Here is a 15,812-nt window from a genome sequence, read left to right on the forward strand (position 1 = left end):
TTCCTTGGAGGTGGATTTGGATGTATTTTTCGGTAGTGATCGTCTACGTCTGTAGCCCAGGGTTCGCCGACTGGAGCCGTTTAGATTGAAAGGATTTAGCAGTTGTGCGTATGAGTGTCCGTGGACTCCGCCGATCCCTCATTCGTTTCTCCGGTGACCTGTGCTGCTGACGGCGGTCGATGCAATGAGCTTGAAGGCGGGGGGCTTATACTGAAGCTACTGCCAGCTTGGCCCCGTACGTCAGTTGAGTAACTGATTGTGTCGTCGTCTGTCGTGCCCACTTGGACTTTGAATTTTTGATCTGACTTGCACAAGTAGATGAGGTTTTCGGGGCCACGGAGCATATTCCTCCTGGTCAGGAGGTTGCTTGTTTCGGATTTGGGTAACTAATTTGAGCCTTATCATGGTGCAATGAGCCCATTCGTGCGCAAGGGCCCCACCGCGTCGGGCCCCACCGCGTCGGGCGCCACAGCCGTACAGATCGCTGATAAGACTGGCGGGAAGTACCGGATCGTCGAGCACCTCGGGCCAGCCCACACACCCGAAGACCTCGCCGCTCTCGTCGAGGCCGGCAAAGCCAAACTGCGCGACCCCGGACAGGCCACACTCGACTTCGATATTGCCGACAAACCACGAGTGGCATCGGCAGTCGTGAAGTCCCCAAGAGGGTGATGCGTGATGAGCAGACGCTGAACCTGCGGCGCAACCGCGCACTGGCAATCATCGATGGGGACAAGCCGGCGAAGAGCGCCCGGTTCGGGAAAATCACGGACGAGGAGAAAGCCTTCGACGAGAAGGCGTATGAGCGGGCGATGAAGCTGACGGGGTTCAAAGGCTACGTGACGAACATTCCCGTCGGGACTATGCCAGCGACCGAGGTCATCGGCAGCTATCACGACCTGTGGCAGGTCGAGCAGTCCTTTCGGATGTCGAAGACCGACTTGAGAGCCAGGCCGATCTTTCACCGGACCAGGGATGCGATTGAGGCGCACTTGACGGTCGTGTTCACAGCATTGGCCGTATCGAGGTTCATGCAGGCCGCGACTGGGGCGTCGTTGAAGAGGATCATCACGAGTCTGCGGCCATTGCGGGAGTTCACCGGGCGCGTCGGTGGGCAGGACATCACGTTCACACCGGAAGTACCTAGGGCCGTCGAGAACATGCTCCAGGCGCTGGAAGAGTCGTAAATTCGGCTGTCAGCGGTGGGTAACAAAAGTTGTGCAACTCAGGTCACAAGCAGCCGCGGCTCCACCCTGGATCGGACGAGCAGGCAACAACCAGGACCATCCCCTGTCGGCCGGGCCACTGTCGATGGAATCCAACAATCACACGATCGACTGTCCGCGGGGCGAATTCAAGATTCCAGCAGAAGAGCTCGGAGTCGGAGCATTCGCCAGACGAGAAATGACATGGTCGGACGAGAGCTCGAGCGTTCTCACTTTCAGCCTGCGCAGCAACTACGTCAACTCGAGAGGCACTGACTATATGCGCTTTGAGGTCGTGGTGAATGGTCAGACTCTTGTCGCCCACAAGATCGGATTCGACTCGGACACCAGCTACTGGGCCGTGTACGGGCTTCTGCCAGGCGACCGAGTCCGTCTGGGCGTCCGGTCTCTGCGCACGGTGACAACCGAGTCATGGTACAGAGCATCTCGCTGCTTCATCACTCTCTTGGATTCTGCAGCTGAATACTGGGAGCGACGAGGAACCCTCGACCTGGGTTATGCGACGACCAGTGTAGCGGCTGTACCAGGGGCGTCTCTGCGCGGATAGATCGACGTGATCTTCTAATATCCCAGTGAGACGAGGTAGCGGAAGAAGTCGGCGAGCTCGTTGCTGGCCAAAACGTTCTTGAGAACCGGTACTGCTTCGGGGTCGAAATTGATGATGACCGTGCCGTCGTCCTCGCGACGGGAGTTCGTGGGCACGGTGACCACGGCGATGTCGTCCGTCTGCAGGGTGCGGAGGCCATTGGCGATCTTGACGAGCTCACTCGTGGTCAGCTCGGCGTTGTGCTGAATGTCCAACGCGAAATGTCCAAGCACCGCCGCGCCTTTGTTGGGATCTTTGACCAGCCCGCCTGACTTGAGCCCCTGAACGAGCGCACGTACGACCGTGCGTTGATTGCGGGTTCGCGTCTGGCCGGCATCATCGACCGGGTCTGCCGCGGTGAAGATTGCCGATGTCGCTCCGTCGAGGTTGTTCGTCCCCTCGACGAAGTCGGTGCCGTCGGCGTTGAACGCCGTGCGGCTGTAGGCCTGGAGACCGCCGAGTTCATCGATCACGCGACCCAGCGCGTCTGCCTCCAGCTGTGCGATGTGATCGATGCGGATGCCGAGGAACTCCTCGACCATGGCGACGACGACCGGCCATCCGCCCTCGTCGGCGATGGTGCCGAACGTCTGACCGGCCTCGATCTGAGTGGAGGGATTGAGCACGAGCACGGCAGCGAAGTCGCCGGCGGCGGGAACATGGATGACAGCGAAAGTGTCACCGTGGCTCGATAGCTGTTCGGTTGCCTCGGCGGGGTTTCCGGGATTCGTCACCCGAAGCATCAGGGTGCGGGATTCGTCCGCGGTGGGACGGATGTCTGCGGGTGGGAAAGCAGCCTCGGCGGGAATGGTCTTCGATGCGTCATCGAACTCGGCGCGGGCGGAGTTGAGGTCCTTGAGAGAACCGATGGCCGAAACCATCTTCGTCAGCTTGGCCATGGCAGTCCTACTTCCTCTGTCCGGTCATTTGGTGCTGGTCTCAATAGTAGCCGCGGGTGAGATCGGCTCGTGTACCGATTTCACCCGCGGGATACGTACGTCGAGAGGAACTTTCAGCGCTCTCCTCCGTGCCAACTGCAGGTCCCCTGGCCGGACGAATTGGAAACGGTGCCGTCGTTGCACTGGGTTGGTCCGCCAGCATTCCCTTCATACTCGTTATACGGACCCGGGTATGGGTAGTCGGGGTCGGAACTGCCGTACCCGGGTGCTTCGTCCTCAACCGGGTCTGAGCTTTCATACGGGTCGGGAACGTCCGGCATCGTTGGACCTGACATGTCAGGGTCCGGCGGTGTGTCGAACTCATATCGAATTATGAACAGCTGATTGTCGTAGTAGTCCGAGAAGTCCGCAACCGGCGGGTGGACAGGACCGGTGGCATTGACAGTTTCGAGAAAAGCCAATGAGATCAGCTCAGCTTCAGACCCGTACCTTTTGAAACTCTCGCCGTAATCGTCGATGCCGCACCAGAATGAACCGTTCACCATGAAGACGAAGGTTTCGAGCAGAAGCCTTGATCGCGGATCGTCGGCGAGGGTGTCGGCAGACCTCGGACCATAGACGCGAGTGCTACCAGCCTCAGAATACGAGTCGCATTCCTTGTCTGCGAGCGACAGCCATTCATCCGGTTCTACGTCGATTCCGTAGCGATAGGCGAGCACTTCACCGTAGTAAACGAGCTCTTCTTCCTCCGCCGAGTACGGGTCCAGATCCTCGACAACTGCTTCAGGCGCTGGTTCGGCTACTGCTGCGGGGCTGACGTCCTCAGCCGGGTTGGAAGTTGAGCCTGTCGAATCATCATTCTTTGACTGCTCCCCGAACGCTGAGCAACCTGAAAGTGCGACGAGAGCAAGGATCAAGACCATCGCGGCAAAGGTGCGTCTGGTGTTCATTTGCCACGGCAAGTACCTCAGTAGAGATGAGCGATGCTTCACGGGACCTCGATTCGACTCTGACCGAAGCAGACGCCTTATCGTAACCGTTCAATCACGCATGAGATTGCCTCCGGCGGAGGACCAAGGCAAGGGTTATCAATTCGTTGGAATGAGAGTGACTATGTTCCCTGTGCAGTAATTTTTCGGCACATAAAACTCGACCGAGCAGCTATGGGCTGCTCGGTCGAGTCATGTTCTGGGTTCAGCGGAGGCCGAAGAGCTTTCCCAAGCCGTTTCCGGACGGTTGAGCATCCGGCTGCTTGGTCTCCGGGGCCGTCGACCGAAAGCTCTTCGACTAGATGAAGGGCTTAGATAATGTTTGGCGAGAGGTTTGACGGGGTAAGCGTCGCTCCCGCTGCGGGGGCATTAGAGAGTGCGTACTCAAACACACTCCGCCCGGAGGCTCGCTCCGCCGCTTATCGATGTCAATCCAGCGATGCTGCTTTCTCAACTGAGTTGTCGGAAGTAATCGATCCGAGCAATGCCTGACTAGCTGATCGAATATGTTCGCGAACTGCGTTCTCAGCGCGGGAGGCGTCGCCGGATTCGATGGCTTCGATGATTTCCACATGCTCATTAAGAGAGGCTTCAGGCCGGCCGGGGACATGGGCGGAAATATTGTTTCCGACCCTCATCTGGCCGAAAAGGTTGTCCGCTACGCTCGCCAAACGAGAGCGACCCGAGGCATGCCAGATCTCGCGATGAAAATCGACGTCGAGATCCCCATATCGATCGATGGCCTGGTCTTGGATGGCCGTCTTTTGGGCAGCCAGGAGATTTCGCAACTTTGCACCCAGCTCTATTCGTGATGCCGATAGAGCAGCATGCCTCGACGCGACGCCTTCAAGCACTTCGCGCAGCTCATAGATCTCTTCGAAATCCTCTGCCCCGAGTTCGGGCACGAAGAAGCCCCGATGGTCTCGGGCTTCCAGCAGTCCTTGGCGTTCGAGAGCAGTCAGGGCTGTTCGAATCGGCGTGGGGGACAGGTCGAGTTCGTCTGAGAGGGGGCGAACCGTCACTCTCTCTCCGGGGGCAAGTCGCCCAGAGAGGATGCGCTCTCGTATCTGGGCGTAGGCGACAGAGACGAGACTGTCTCCGCGCACCGGCGTGCGCCCTCCAGGATCGCTGGAACTTTCTGAAATGGTCGACATATCGACACGATAATACCTTGACAAGAGCGAAAACTGATGACAATCTAATTTTTGATTAAAAATCACTTCTAAGATGGGATGTCCCATGAGCCAACGCTCCGAAGGCGCAGCGTCAGAATCGTCACCCTCGACCGCGCCGACAGTCGAGTCTCCTGCTGATCAGGTGGCCCCGACCATTCGTATGTTCGGCGGACCAGTCACCGTTCTCGTTCCGGCCGTCGTCTTCGTCGGCGTGCTCGTGCTGCTCTCGGCGACAGAGCGAGCGAGTCTGTCAAGTTTCTGGGTCGGAGGTTGGGTCGCACTTGTTGTCGGTTTGATTCTCAGCCGCACACCACGGGCATTCGCCAACTCGATCATTCGCGGTCTCTCGGACAACACCGGCGCAGTGATCATCACCGCCTACATCTTCGCCGGAGTCTTCGGCAGCCTTCTCGCCGGCGGCGGTCTTGTCAACGGTTTGCTGTGGCTCGGTGTCAACATCGGGCTCGAAGGCGCCCTGTTCACTGTTTTGGCGTTTGTGCTGTCGTGCATCTTTGCTGCCGGAACCGGCAGCAGTGTCGGCGCTGCTCTCTCGCTCGTCCCTGTGCTCTATCCAACTGGCGTGGCACTTGGTGCTGACCCTACGATGTTGGCGGTCGGCATCCTCGCGGGCGGTGCTTTCGGGGACAATATCGCGCCGATCTCCGACACAACAATCAGTTCGTCCTATACCGCCAAAGCGACGATGGCCGATGTCGTCAAATCGCGGCTACCTCTGGCTCTCATCTCAGCTGGAGTCACGATCGTGATTCTTGCGATCTTCGGTGGCGGCGGGGATGCTTCAGCGAACCAGATCGATGTCGATGCCAATCCGCTCGGTCTGCTCATGCTCATCCCATTCATCGTCGTGATCGTCCTCGCGATGAAACGCCACCACATCATAATCGCCCTCATGTGGGGAAGCCTGACCAGCATCGTCATCGGTGTCTCGACCGGGTTGCTCCACTTCTCCGACATCTTCTCCATCCCTGCCACCCGTGAGGAGTCGACCGGACTCATCCAGGACGGTATCGCCGATATCACTGGAGCGATCGTGCTAGTGCTCTTCATCTTGGCTCTGGCTCAGGTGCTCACGGACAGCGGTTTCATGACCAGCGTTCTCAAGCGCCTGGAAGTCCACGCCACACGAGGTGTGCGCAGCGCGGAGTTCGCAATTGCCGGGATCACGATGCTCTTCACCGTGCCCCTCGGGGCGAACGCACCCGCCATTCTTCTTGTCGGTCCGACCATCGGGCGGCCTTTGGGTCTTCGACACAATCTTGCCCCAGCGCGCATTGCCAACCTCATGGACTGCAGCGCGAACACTGTGTTCTACATGCTTCCCTGGCACAATGCGGTAATCATCTGGTACGCGACAGCCCTGGCCACTGCGCAGAAGTACTCCATACCTGAAATCTCGATCGGTTCTGCCGCACTCAACCCGTATGCGTGGACTCTCATCATCGTGCTCATCGTCTCGATCATCACCGGATGGAATCGTCGATATGCGACCAAGTCGACTGAAGTCCCGACCATCTGATCAGTCTCATTCATGACAAATGCGAAGTCCGAAAGGAGCGACGATGACCCCGACCGATGACCAGGCCGCAGTGCCGACGCTCGATCTCGATCTCACCAGCCCTGAACCGATCCCCGAAGCCGGAATCGCGAAAGCTCTTGATCTCATGCGAAGCGGCCGCCTCTTCCGCTACGGCGAAACGGCACCAGGACAATTGAGCCCGGCCGCCGACCTCGAACAGAAGTTCGCCACAGCGATCGGTCGCCGCTACGCCATCGGTGTCAACTCCTGCGGTGCCGCACTGTTCCTGGCTCTGCGCGCCAGCGGAGTTGCCCCAGGGGACCACGTTCTCGTCAATGGGTTCACCCTGGCGCCAGTGCCTGGAGCGATTGCCCATGCCGGCGGCGTACCAGTCATCGTCGAAATCGATCACCGATGCATGATCGACCTTGATGACCTCGAACGGCAGGCCGCAGCGACGGGGGCGAAGACTCTTCTGCTATCGCACATGCGCGGACACATCTCGAACCTGGACGAGGTAATGACTATTGCCACGCGCCACGGCATCAACGTCATCGAGGATTGCGCCCATACCCTCGGTGCGAACTGGGCAGGTCGTCCCACAGGCAGCTTCGGTGTCGCGGGCTGCTTCAGCCTGCAGACGTTCAAACACATCAACGCCGGTGAAGGTGGCATCATCGTCACCGATGATGCTGATCTCGCGGCTCAGGCGATCATCCTCTCGGGCAGCTACATGCTCTACCCCCAGCATGCAGCCCGCCCCGACGAGGAAGCCTTCGAAAAGTGGCGCGCGGTGACCCCGAACTTCAGCCTGCGCCTCTCCGCCCTCGCTGCCACAGTGGCACTGCCTCAACTCGACGAACTCGATGAGCGCATTCGGAAGATGAACCACGCCTACGAACGTCTCGCTGCGGAACTGTCCGCAATCGACGGTGTCGAAGTCATCGAACGCGATCCACGTGAAGAGTTCGTCGGAAGCTCACTGCAATTGAGACTGCCGAGCCTCGACTCAGGGCAGATCGCCGCAATCATCGACTTCTGTCGCTCACACAAACTCGATCTCAAATGGTTCGGCCAAGAACGGATGGAAGGTTTCACCAGCCGCCCTGCCCAATGGAAGTACATCACACCATCAGGGCAAGCACCGCGCACCGAGGAGATCCTGCGCAGCCTCTGCGATATGCGGATACCGCCATCGATGACAGCCGATCACTGCCGCCAGATCGCGACAATCATCGCCGCAGCCGTCCATAACGCCACTCACCAAGAATGAAGACATCCTTCGTCCTCGTCGCCGGTCCGCACTCACAGTTGAAGGAGCCACTATGACTACCCACTACCTCAAACGCGCAAAGCCCAGCGCACGCCCCGACGCCACCGAAACAACTCGCATCGTTGAAGACATGCTCGACCAGATGCGCTCGGAGGGAGAAGCAGCCACCCGACGCCTGTCGGAGAGTCTCGATTCCTGGAATCCCGAATCCTTCGTCGTCGACGAGCAGGAAATCGCTCGCGCCGAGCGCAGCCTGTCCACAACACTCAAAGATGACATCCTCTTCGCCCAGTCCCAAGTGCGAGCCTTCGCCGAAAAGCAGCGGGCGACGCTGACAGAGTTCGAAGTCGAAACACACCCCGGTCTCGTCGTGGGGCAGCGACAGATCCCGATCGATGCCGCTGGCTGCTACGTGCCAGGAGGCCGGTTCGCCCACCTCGCCTCGGCGGCGATGAGCGTCATCACAGCCAAAGCCGCCGGCGTCCGTCACGTCACGGCCAGCTCACCCTCTCGTGACGGGGAAGGCATTCATCCTGCCACTCTGTATGCGTTGGCGCAGGCCGGTGCGGATTCGATCCTCAGCCTTGGAGGAGTCCAAGCCATCGGTGCAATGGCATTCGGTCACTTCACCGGGGAGCCCGTGAGCTTCTTGGCAGGGCCGGGCAACCGATTCGTCGCTGAAGCCAAACGCCTCCTTTACGGAGAAGTCGGCATCGACGTCGTCGCCGGCCCCACCGAGTCTCTCGTCATCGCCGACGACACCGCTGACCCCTGGCTGGTCGCCGTCGATCTCATCAGCCAGGCCGAGCATGGTATCGAATCCCAAACCATCCTCATCTCCACCTCACGGACTGTCGCTGATCGCGTCCTCGAGCTCATCCCACAGGCTCTTGACCAGCTCCCCGCAGACTCGGTGGCCCAGACAGCATGGGATCATCTCGGCGAAATCGCCGTCGTCGACTCACGCGAAGAAGCAGCGAGGTTGGCCGACGAATATGCAAACGAACACCTGCAAGTCCATGCTGCCGACCTTGACTGGTGGCTCCACCGTCTACGCAACTATGGGTCACTCTTCCTCGGCGAAGAGACGACTGTGACCTACGGCGACAAAACTTCCGGCCCCAACCACATCCTGCCCACCCTTGGCGGTGCGCGCTACACCGGGGGACTGTGGGCCGGGAAATTCGTGAAAACGGTGACCTATCAGCGCATGACTCAGAAAGCCAACGAACGCGTCGGGCGCGTCGCAGCACGCATCTCCCGAACAGAGGGCATGGAAGGTCACGCCCTGGCCGCCGATGTGCGCCTGCAGAAGTACTTCCCCGATCAGCCCCTTGACTCCACTCCATGAGGGGACTCTCCGATCCCTCCGCGCCACTGGCACGGAGTCTCAACCGCACTGACGAAAATTCGTCGCACTCAAAGAAAGAAGGACCATGAACCTCACACATATTGCACGTCGCCGTTACACAGAAGGGCAGACGCCCATCGAATTCCTCCCCAACCTGTCCGAGGCACTCAACGGTCCCCGCATTCACATCAAACGCGATGACCTGCTGGGACTGACCTCCGGCGGCAACAAGACCCGCAAACTTGAGTTCCTCATGGCCGACGCACTCGCGAAAGGTGCCGACACCATCATCACCACAGGTGCCGTCCAGTCCAACCACTGCCGTCTGACGCTGTCAGCCGCGGTCAAGGAAGGACTCAAGTGCCGACTGCTGCTCGAAGAACGTGTCGAAGGCTCGTACAACGTCGACGCCAGCGGCAACAACCTTCTCTACCATCTCCTCGGTGCAGAGACCATGCGACCGGTAGCAGGCGGCACCGATCTGGCTGCTGGGATGGAACAGATGGCTGAAGAGGCCCGCAGTGAAGGACGGACACCGTACATCATCCCCGGCGGAGGGTCGAACGCTTTGGGTGCGCTGGGTTATGTCGCCTGCGCTGAAGAGATTCTTGCGCAGTGCTTCGAATCAGGCCTCGAACTCGATCACATCGTGTCCTCGAGCGGATCCGGTGGCACCCACGCCGGCCTTGTGGCGGGACTGGTCGGCAACCAGGCCGGCATTGCCATGACAGGAATCAGCGTTCGGGCCGAAAAGGCACCGCAGGAAGAGAAGATCCGCAACCTCGCCAACGCCGCCTCCGAACTCGCCGGTGCACGTCAAGACGTCAGCGCCTCCGACGTCGTCGTCCGCGACGAATTCGTCGGGCCCGGCTATTCACTGCCGACAACCGAGATGACCGAGGCGATCCAGCTCTTCGCGCGAACAGAAGGAATCCTGCTTGATCCGGTCTACACCGGCAAGACTGCTGCCGGCCTGATCGGGATGGTCAAGGAAGGTGCCTTCGACGCCGACAGCGATGTCCTCTTCGTCCACACCGGCGGATCACCCGCCATCTACGCCTACCGTGACGAAGTCCTGGGCTGATCACATGACCCAGAATGCACACCCATCCCGCCTGGTCGGAATACTGGGCGGGATGGGGCCGGCAGCCACAGCAGACTTCTACCGCAAGCTCATCGCTGCAACACCGGCCACCATCGACCAAGACCATGTCCGGGTGGTCATGTGGGCCGATCCGACGATCCCGAGCCGACAAGACGCCCTCCTGTCTGGTGGGCAAGATCCGACACCGGCACTTGAGTTCGGCGCTGATCAGCTTGAACGCTGCGGTGCCGAGATCGTAGTCGTTCCCTGCAACACTGTGCACCCGTACCTTGACTCGGTATTTGCCGAGCGTCCGATGCAATTCATCAGCATCATCACGGCCACTCTGACCGCGCTCCCGGACGATCGCAGCACCCCTGTCGGTGTGCTGGCCACCGATGCCGCGTTGCGTGCGGGAATCTACCAGGAGGCTTTGACCGACGCCGGCCGCACCTTCGTGCTGCCAGACTCAGGCGCTCAGGTGCAGCTTATGGAGGCAGTCCATCAGGTCAAGAGCGGAGCCAATCCGGTCACCGTTGGGGCTCACCTGCATGGAATCGTCGACGCCCTCGGCGCGGCCGGAGCCACCACCGTCATCGCCGGATGCACCGAACTTTCAGCTCTCATCGAGACCCTGCAGCAGCCGTTGTCCCTCAACGTCATCGATCCAGCAGCCGAACTCGCGCGACATACCGTCGCCGCCGCCCAACGGCCCCCTGAGTCAAGGGAGGACGTCACCCCGCCAACCTCGACGACGGTCGGTCAATAATGGAATCGGCAAAAATTGACGCCCTGATGGAACGCGTCCGCGAGGTTGGCGAAGACTTGAACGCAGTGACATCGCTGACTGAGGCCCGTGCTCGACGCCTCGGGTCCGACAGTCGCTCGTCCTCACCCTGGTCCCACTGCAGCCGAAGGCTCGAGGGCGTGAGTCTCGCGGTCAAAGATGTCATCGACGTCGCCGGCAGTGTCACCACAATGGGATCGCAAGTCCACGACCCGAACCCGGCCTCACAAACAGCTTCCGTCGTAGAAGCTCTCGAAGTCTCAGGTGCTATGACTGTCGCGAAGACGAACTGTCAGGAATACTCCTACGGGATCCTCGGAGACGAATCAGCCTTCGGCCGCACCCTCAACCCACGCGATCGGCGAAGAATCACCGGCGGATCATCATCCGGTTCCGCCGCGCTCGTGGCAGCCGGCGCTGTTGACCTGGCTGTAGGTACCGACACTGCAGGATCCACACGAGTTCCCGCGGCTTACTGCGAAGTCCTCGGCTTCAAGCCGACTCTGGGCATGGTGGCGACAGACGGTATTTTCCCGTTGGCACCAAGCTTCGACACGGTCGGGCTATTCTCCTCATCGTTTGAGGTCATGCGATACGCGCTTCAAACTCTGCTTCGGCAGGAAACATCCAATGCGCAGGATCGTCACATCACGTCGCAGAGTCCGCTGCGAATCGATGTTCAGCTCTTCGACGAAGCCGCGGCGCCTCTTCAGACTGTGGACTCTGCCCTGCGATTCGCCCCTGACACGGCCACGGGCCCGAAGGCCACCTGGTTGCGGAGCCTCTTCGATCGCGCTCGCGAACTGTTTCCCATTATTCGCGACTATGAAGCTGCAGAGATCCATCGCGACAATCTCGTCACGTCCGAAGAGAGATATCAGCCCGGTGTTCGAGCGAAACTCAGAACCGGGTCAGAAGTCGATGTTAGTGCTTATCAGCAGGCTCAGCACGATCTGGAGATCTTGAGACAGGACGCTCTTGCGGTATGGGACGACCTCGATTTCCTCATCATCCCGAGCGTGGCGGGTCCGGAACTCAGATGGTCAGATCTGCCTTCGGCCAACGCAGCTGAAGACAGCGTCCGGTACACTCAACCGATCAGTACGTTGGGATGGCCAGCGATCACTGTACCTTTCGGTCAGGGGGTCTACTCTTCCGTCCAAATCGTCGCCAAGCCTGAAACTGACCTGGACCTACTTGAGTTTGCCGACAACTTCTTTGCTCGATGAGACTGTTGCCGAACCATGTGACCCCGGTATCGCGAGTGGGCATCAGCGCTGGACACTATGCCGTCTCGGCGCCCACATGCCTGTGCTACGACATAGTCAACGAGGGATACCCTGGCGACCACCTTCAACAACCGTCTGAGACGGCAACTAGACACCTGGGCACAACACATGATGTCTGACCACCACCGCCGCCACCGGGTCTGTGCCCGCTCATCGAACAGTTGTGGGAGAGCGATGCGGTTCATCCGGTCTGCGGCGTGCGCTCGCCTGTCCCGCCGAGCGAGGTCTTGAGGTGCGCACTGCCGACGAGGTGCCTCGGCTACCAAGTCGTAGCGCATTCTACTCGAGGTTGCCGTTGAAGGCACGGAGCTCGCATCTGCGGGAGAGCTCAAGCTGGTCGTGGTCGCCGAGCTTGCACAGCGGACCGGCATTGCCGACTGGTGGATCGGTCAGGCCAACCATGAAGATCAGACGTTTCCGATTGCGATCCTGCGAGAGACCGCGCAGGCGCTGGGCTCCGTCTTGGTGCGCAAGAAGCGTCTTACGCCCACTGGTGCCGCGACGACCATGACCGAACGGTCACAGCACTGCGCTGCTGGGCTCAGCGGAGGCCGAAGAGCTTTCCCAAGCTGTTTCCGGACGACTGGGCATCCGGCTGGTGGGCCTCCGGGGCCGTCTCCGCCGGCTTGTCAGCGGGCTTGACCGGCGGCGGGGGAGGGAATTCCTTACCGGCCGACTCAGCGGCCGGGGCCGCCTCGGCGAGGTTCTTGATCAGGGAGAGCTCGAACTCGAGCGTGATCTTGTCGCTGACGAGGACGCCACCGGAATCGAGCGTCGTATTCCAGGTCACGCCCCAGTCCTTGCGGTCGATGCGACGCGAGCCCTCGAGGCCGGCGCGCAGGTTGCCGAAGGGGTCGGTCTCGATGCCGATGAGCTCGAGCGGAACGGAGACGGTCTTCGTCATGTCGCGGATCGTCAGTTCACCAGTGACGATGTAGGAGTCTTCGTCGACCTCATCGATGGCGGAGGACACGAAACGGATCTCCGGGTAGGTCTCCACATCGAAGAAGTCTGCCGAACGCAGGTGCTCGTCGCGACCCTCACTGCGGGTGTCGATGCTCGCGGTCTGGATGATGACCTCGGCGGTCGAGTCGGCAAGATCGTCGGCGATGTCGGCCGATCCGGACACATCATTGAACGCTCCGCGCACACGCGAGACCATGGCGTGGCGTGTGGAGAATCCCAGTCGAGAATGTGAGGAATCGATGTCCCAATGACCTGTGATCCCAGGAGTTTCTGTCATGGGGGATAGCTCCTTCGGTTCCTCCGCGCTCCTGTAGGGGAGGCTGTCGTAGTCGGTGTGCTCATTCGCTGATCAAGTGATCATTGAATGAGCAATCGCCTACGTAGTCTTACACGGGCGGTCGGGTGTGTGCCACCTCGGTGCGGGCTGGTGAGGCGATGGCGGCGCTGACGTCGACCGCCGACCGTCCGATTCAGAGATCACCCGCCGCAGACTCGATTTTCGCCCTCGTATCGAAGTCAATCCAACAGTGCTGCGACGAAGGGGACGGCGTAATTCCAGTCGTCTCCGTCCGGATCGGCAATTCCCGCCTCGTCCAGCCAGGTCTGGTCAGCCTCGGGGTGCGGGCCGACCAGACCTGCCATACCGTCACCGTGGTCGTAGCGTGCTGCGGCGATGTCGCCGTTGCCGTAGCGCGCGAACACGTCGGCGCGATCCTCGGGTGGAGGAAGGACTGCGCCCTCTTGGAAGAAAGTCTGGCGATGATGACCGTCCCACGCGACGTCGACCACGGTCTCTCTGCTGTCGGTGACTGGGAATTCGGGACGGCCGACCTCACCGTCGAGGTCCGATTCGACGAGGCCGAAGGCGACCGGCCCCGCCAGGTAGGCGCCCATACACAGACCGAGGTAACGACCGCCGTCTGCAACATACTGTTCAAGGCCCCCGACGAATCGAGGGGGCAGCGCGTCGGCGGCAGCGTCGATGTCATCCCCGCCACCGGGTTGGACGTAGAGGTCCACGTCTGCAAGGGCATCGGCCTGCAGCGGCAGACGTTCACCGCGACCGATGAAGACCACCTCGGCGTCGGCGAACGAGGCTCTCAGCCGTTGTGCGACTGTCTCGGGGCACCCGTCGCACGCGGCCTCACCGCGGTACACGGCCACGAGCGGGGAATCCGGACTTGAAGTGTCTGCGGCGGCGCAGCCCACGGAGGCGGCCGCGGTGAAGAGACCGGTCAGGAGGGCCGCAACAGCCCGTCGGATGGGGGTGGTCATGATGCTTGGCCCGGGGCATACCCGGACTCCTCGGACACAGATGGGGGAGTTGCGCAGGTTGCGATCATCGTTTCGCACTAGGTTCGTTGTCGGAGCGACGAGAGGCAGGGGCGAGTATTCCGGCGATTCCCTGCCCGGCTCGATCACCGGAGACCAAAGCGCCTTGGATCGAGCCGGTGTCACGGTGGTCGCCGCAGACGAATATTCTCTCAGAGATCCGCTGCACCGATCGGTCGATCAGAGGGGGAGTCGAGACCGGCAGTGCGTGCGGAAGCCGATGATTGATCAGAACCTGCCACCGGCGCGTCGACGCGCCGTAGATGCGTTCGAGATGCTGCCGGATCTCCCGTTCGTCGGCCAGACCGTCGGGCCGATCGAGCAGCGTCGTCGCCTCAATGAGCGCCGATCCCGCAGGCGCGTAGCTCGGTGCTGCATTTGAGACCACTGCCGTGTGCCAGACGGGCCCATTTGGGCCTCCCTGGGGAGCCGAGGCATCCAGCACCAACAGCGGATCCTCGAGTGGAGGTTCCGGAGCTTGGAACCACCAGGTCGTCAGTCCGCGTGTAGGAGGAGTCTTCTCGCCGGTCAGTTCCTCGAGATCCTCAGCACCGACTGCGGTGACAGCGACACGCGCCCGTATCCGTCCCCGGTCGGTGTCGACTTCCACACCATTGTCGGTCTCGCGAAGGTCTCGCACGGCGGTGTTCACGCGCACGGGCGCTCCGAGAGAAGCCGCCATCTGCTCGGGCAGAGCCGCCATGCCTTTACTGGGCAGACCGGGGATCGCGCGCACGAACGATCTCATCAGCAGGCGGGCATAGTTCGCTGAGCTTGCGCCAGAACTGTCGGCCAGCACACCGGCCAGGAACGTGTCGATGACGTCTCGGCGCAATGCTCCCGTGACTCCCACAGCATCCAAAGAGTCTGCCAGAGTTGAGTCCCGCGTCGCCCGCGAGGCTGACGATGGCCGCAGCAGAGTCGGACCGAGCCACCTCAGAAGTCCGCGGATCTCCTTCGGTTTGATCAGTCCAGAGCTCAACACCGATGACTCGCCGCCAGGCCGACTCAAGGATGCGCGCAGCGTGGTCAGACGCTGTCCCTTGCGGACCATCACTCCTGCGCCGAAGGTCTGCAGGTCCAGTGAGGCGACGTCGATGAAGGCGCGCACTGCGGGGTACGCAGGATTGAGCAGCTGAAACCCGCGGTCACAGAGGAAGCCGTCGATTCGATCGGTGCGCACACGACCGCCCACCCCATCACGCGATTCGCAGATCTGGACAGTCAAGCCGTTGCGCTGCAACCGTCTGGCACACTGCAGGCCTGCGAGACCTGCTCCCACGACTACAACGTCGGCGTCCACGATTCTCCTCTTCTC

Annotated in this window: 15 protein-coding genes and 1 pseudogene; 9 read left to right on the plus strand and 7 right to left on the minus strand. The window is 60.8% G+C overall.

The window, feature by feature from the left end; genetic code table 11:
• The first annotated feature begins 411 nt into the window (after nucleotides 1-411).
• The 3 genes and pseudogenes from AAFP32_RS01810 to AAFP32_RS01820 all read left to right on the plus strand — a co-directional run bounded on the left by AAFP32_RS01810 (nucleotide 412) and on the right by AAFP32_RS01820 (nucleotide 1,773).
• Complete coding sequence (locus AAFP32_RS01810) at nucleotides 412-672, plus strand: hypothetical protein (protein ID WP_350270380.1); 261 nt, start codon at nucleotides 412-414, stop codon at nucleotides 670-672.
• Nucleotides 663-1,187: pseudogene (locus AAFP32_RS16675) on the plus strand (IS1634 family transposase); the annotation flags it as partial. The gene AAFP32_RS01810 and the pseudogene AAFP32_RS16675, both read left to right, overlap by 10 nt.
• A gap of 31 nt (nucleotides 1,188-1,218) precedes the next feature.
• A complete protein-coding gene (locus AAFP32_RS01820; RefSeq protein WP_350270381.1) occupies nucleotides 1,219-1,773 on the plus strand; it encodes a hypothetical protein in 555 nt (184 codons plus the stop codon).
• Between the two features lie 14 nt (nucleotides 1,774-1,787).
• Here AAFP32_RS01820 and AAFP32_RS01825 read toward each other — a convergent pair whose 3' ends face one another.
• From AAFP32_RS01825 to AAFP32_RS01835, 3 genes are all read right to left on the minus strand, one after another.
• Entirely contained in the window at nucleotides 1,788-2,711 is a 924-nt protein-coding gene (locus AAFP32_RS01825; RefSeq protein WP_350270382.1) for an LCP family protein, read from the minus strand.
• A 113-nt stretch (nucleotides 2,712-2,824) separates the two neighbouring features.
• Complete coding sequence (locus AAFP32_RS01830) at nucleotides 2,825-3,661, minus strand: hypothetical protein (protein ID WP_350270383.1); 837 nt, start codon at nucleotides 3,659-3,661, stop codon at nucleotides 2,825-2,827.
• 467 nt (nucleotides 3,662-4,128) lie between these two features.
• On the minus strand, nucleotides 4,129-4,941 hold the full coding sequence (locus AAFP32_RS01835; protein ID WP_350270384.1) for a GntR family transcriptional regulator: 813 nt from the start codon (nucleotides 4,939-4,941) through the stop codon (nucleotides 4,129-4,131).
• Between AAFP32_RS01835 and AAFP32_RS01840 the strand changes: the two genes are divergently transcribed.
• From AAFP32_RS01840 to AAFP32_RS01865, 6 genes are all read left to right on the plus strand, one after another.
• Nucleotides 4,940-6,412 (plus strand): Na+/H+ antiporter NhaC family protein, encoded by a 1,473-nt coding sequence (locus AAFP32_RS01840; protein ID WP_350270385.1) that lies wholly within the window; start codon nucleotides 4,940-4,942, stop codon nucleotides 6,410-6,412. The two genes, AAFP32_RS01835 and AAFP32_RS01840, sit on opposite strands and share 2 nt — an antisense overlap.
• Before the next feature lie 43 nt (nucleotides 6,413-6,455).
• Nucleotides 6,456-7,685, plus strand: coding sequence for a DegT/DnrJ/EryC1/StrS family aminotransferase (locus AAFP32_RS01845; RefSeq protein ID WP_350270386.1), 1,230 nt, complete (start codon nucleotides 6,456-6,458; stop codon nucleotides 7,683-7,685).
• 52 nt (nucleotides 7,686-7,737) lie between these two features.
• Entirely contained in the window at nucleotides 7,738-9,036 is a 1,299-nt protein-coding gene (gene hisD / locus AAFP32_RS01850) for a histidinol dehydrogenase (RefSeq protein WP_350270387.1), read from the plus strand.
• 85 nt (nucleotides 9,037-9,121) lie between these two features.
• A complete protein-coding gene (locus AAFP32_RS01855; protein WP_350270388.1) occupies nucleotides 9,122-10,120 on the plus strand; it encodes a D-cysteine desulfhydrase in 999 nt (332 codons plus the stop codon).
• Between the two features lie 4 nt (nucleotides 10,121-10,124).
• A complete protein-coding gene (locus AAFP32_RS01860; RefSeq protein WP_350270389.1) occupies nucleotides 10,125-10,889 on the plus strand; it encodes an aspartate/glutamate racemase family protein in 765 nt (254 codons plus the stop codon).
• A gap of 26 nt (nucleotides 10,890-10,915) precedes the next feature.
• Entirely contained in the window at nucleotides 10,916-12,136 is a 1,221-nt protein-coding gene (locus tag AAFP32_RS01865) for an amidase (RefSeq protein WP_350271436.1), read from the plus strand.
• Nucleotides 12,137-12,475: 339 nt separating this feature from the next.
• Here the strand turns inward: AAFP32_RS01865 and AAFP32_RS01870 are convergent, their stop codons facing one another.
• From AAFP32_RS01870 to AAFP32_RS01885, 4 genes are all read right to left on the minus strand, one after another.
• Nucleotides 12,476-12,598, minus strand: a complete 123-nt coding sequence (locus AAFP32_RS01870; protein WP_350270390.1) for a hypothetical protein — start codon at nucleotides 12,596-12,598, stop codon at nucleotides 12,476-12,478.
• A 139-nt stretch (nucleotides 12,599-12,737) separates the two neighbouring features.
• Complete coding sequence (locus AAFP32_RS01875; protein ID WP_350270391.1) at nucleotides 12,738-13,439, minus strand: YceI family protein; 702 nt, start codon at nucleotides 13,437-13,439, stop codon at nucleotides 12,738-12,740.
• Between the two features lie 239 nt (nucleotides 13,440-13,678).
• Entirely contained in the window at nucleotides 13,679-14,437 is a 759-nt protein-coding gene (locus AAFP32_RS01880) for a BPL-N domain-containing protein (RefSeq protein ID WP_350270392.1), read from the minus strand.
• A 64-nt stretch (nucleotides 14,438-14,501) separates the two neighbouring features.
• Nucleotides 14,502-15,797, minus strand: coding sequence for an NAD(P)/FAD-dependent oxidoreductase (locus AAFP32_RS01885; RefSeq protein ID WP_350270393.1), 1,296 nt, complete (start codon nucleotides 15,795-15,797; stop codon nucleotides 14,502-14,504).
• Nucleotides 15,798-15,812: the final 15 nt, after the last annotated feature.

Origin of the sequence: Brevibacterium sp. CBA3109 (assembly GCF_040256645.1) — a bacterium.
Taxonomy (GTDB): Bacteria; Actinomycetota; Actinomycetes; order Actinomycetales; family Brevibacteriaceae; genus Brevibacterium; species Brevibacterium koreense.

Bases quoted from the DNA above. Each gene is read 5' to 3' on its own strand.
- AAFP32_RS01825 (WP_350270382.1), bottom strand. From the start codon at position 2,711: ATGGCCAAGCTGACGAAGATGGTTTCGGCCATCGGTTCTCTCAAGGAC.
- AAFP32_RS01865 (WP_350271436.1), top strand. From the start codon at position 10,916: ATGGAACGCGTCCGCGAGGTTGGCGAAGACTTGAACGCAGTGACATCG.
- AAFP32_RS01845 (WP_350270386.1), top strand. From the start codon at position 6,456: ATGACCCCGACCGATGACCAGGCCGCAGTGCCGACGCTCGATCTCGAT.
- AAFP32_RS01860 (WP_350270389.1), top strand. From the start codon at position 10,125: ATGACCCAGAATGCACACCCATCCCGCCTGGTCGGAATACTGGGCGGG.
- AAFP32_RS01835 (WP_350270384.1), bottom strand. From the start codon at position 4,941: ATGGGACATCCCATCTTAGAAGTGATTTTTAATCAAAAATTAGATTGT.
- hisD (WP_350270387.1), top strand. From the start codon at position 7,738: ATGACTACCCACTACCTCAAACGCGCAAAGCCCAGCGCACGCCCCGAC.
- AAFP32_RS01870 (WP_350270390.1), bottom strand. From the start codon at position 12,598: ATGGTTGGCCTGACCGATCCACCAGTCGGCAATGCCGGTCCGCTGTGC.
- AAFP32_RS01830 (WP_350270383.1), bottom strand. From the start codon at position 3,661: ATGAACACCAGACGCACCTTTGCCGCGATGGTCTTGATCCTTGCTCTC.
- AAFP32_RS01855 (WP_350270388.1), top strand. From the start codon at position 9,122: ATGAACCTCACACATATTGCACGTCGCCGTTACACAGAAGGGCAGACG.
- AAFP32_RS01810 (WP_350270380.1), top strand. From the start codon at position 412: ATGAGCCCATTCGTGCGCAAGGGCCCCACCGCGTCGGGCCCCACCGCG.
- AAFP32_RS01875 (WP_350270391.1), bottom strand. From the start codon at position 13,439: ATGACAGAAACTCCTGGGATCACAGGTCATTGGGACATCGATTCCTCA.
- AAFP32_RS01840 (WP_350270385.1), top strand. From the start codon at position 4,940: ATGAGCCAACGCTCCGAAGGCGCAGCGTCAGAATCGTCACCCTCGACC.
- AAFP32_RS01880 (WP_350270392.1), bottom strand. From the start codon at position 14,437: ATGACCACCCCCATCCGACGGGCTGTTGCGGCCCTCCTGACCGGTCTC.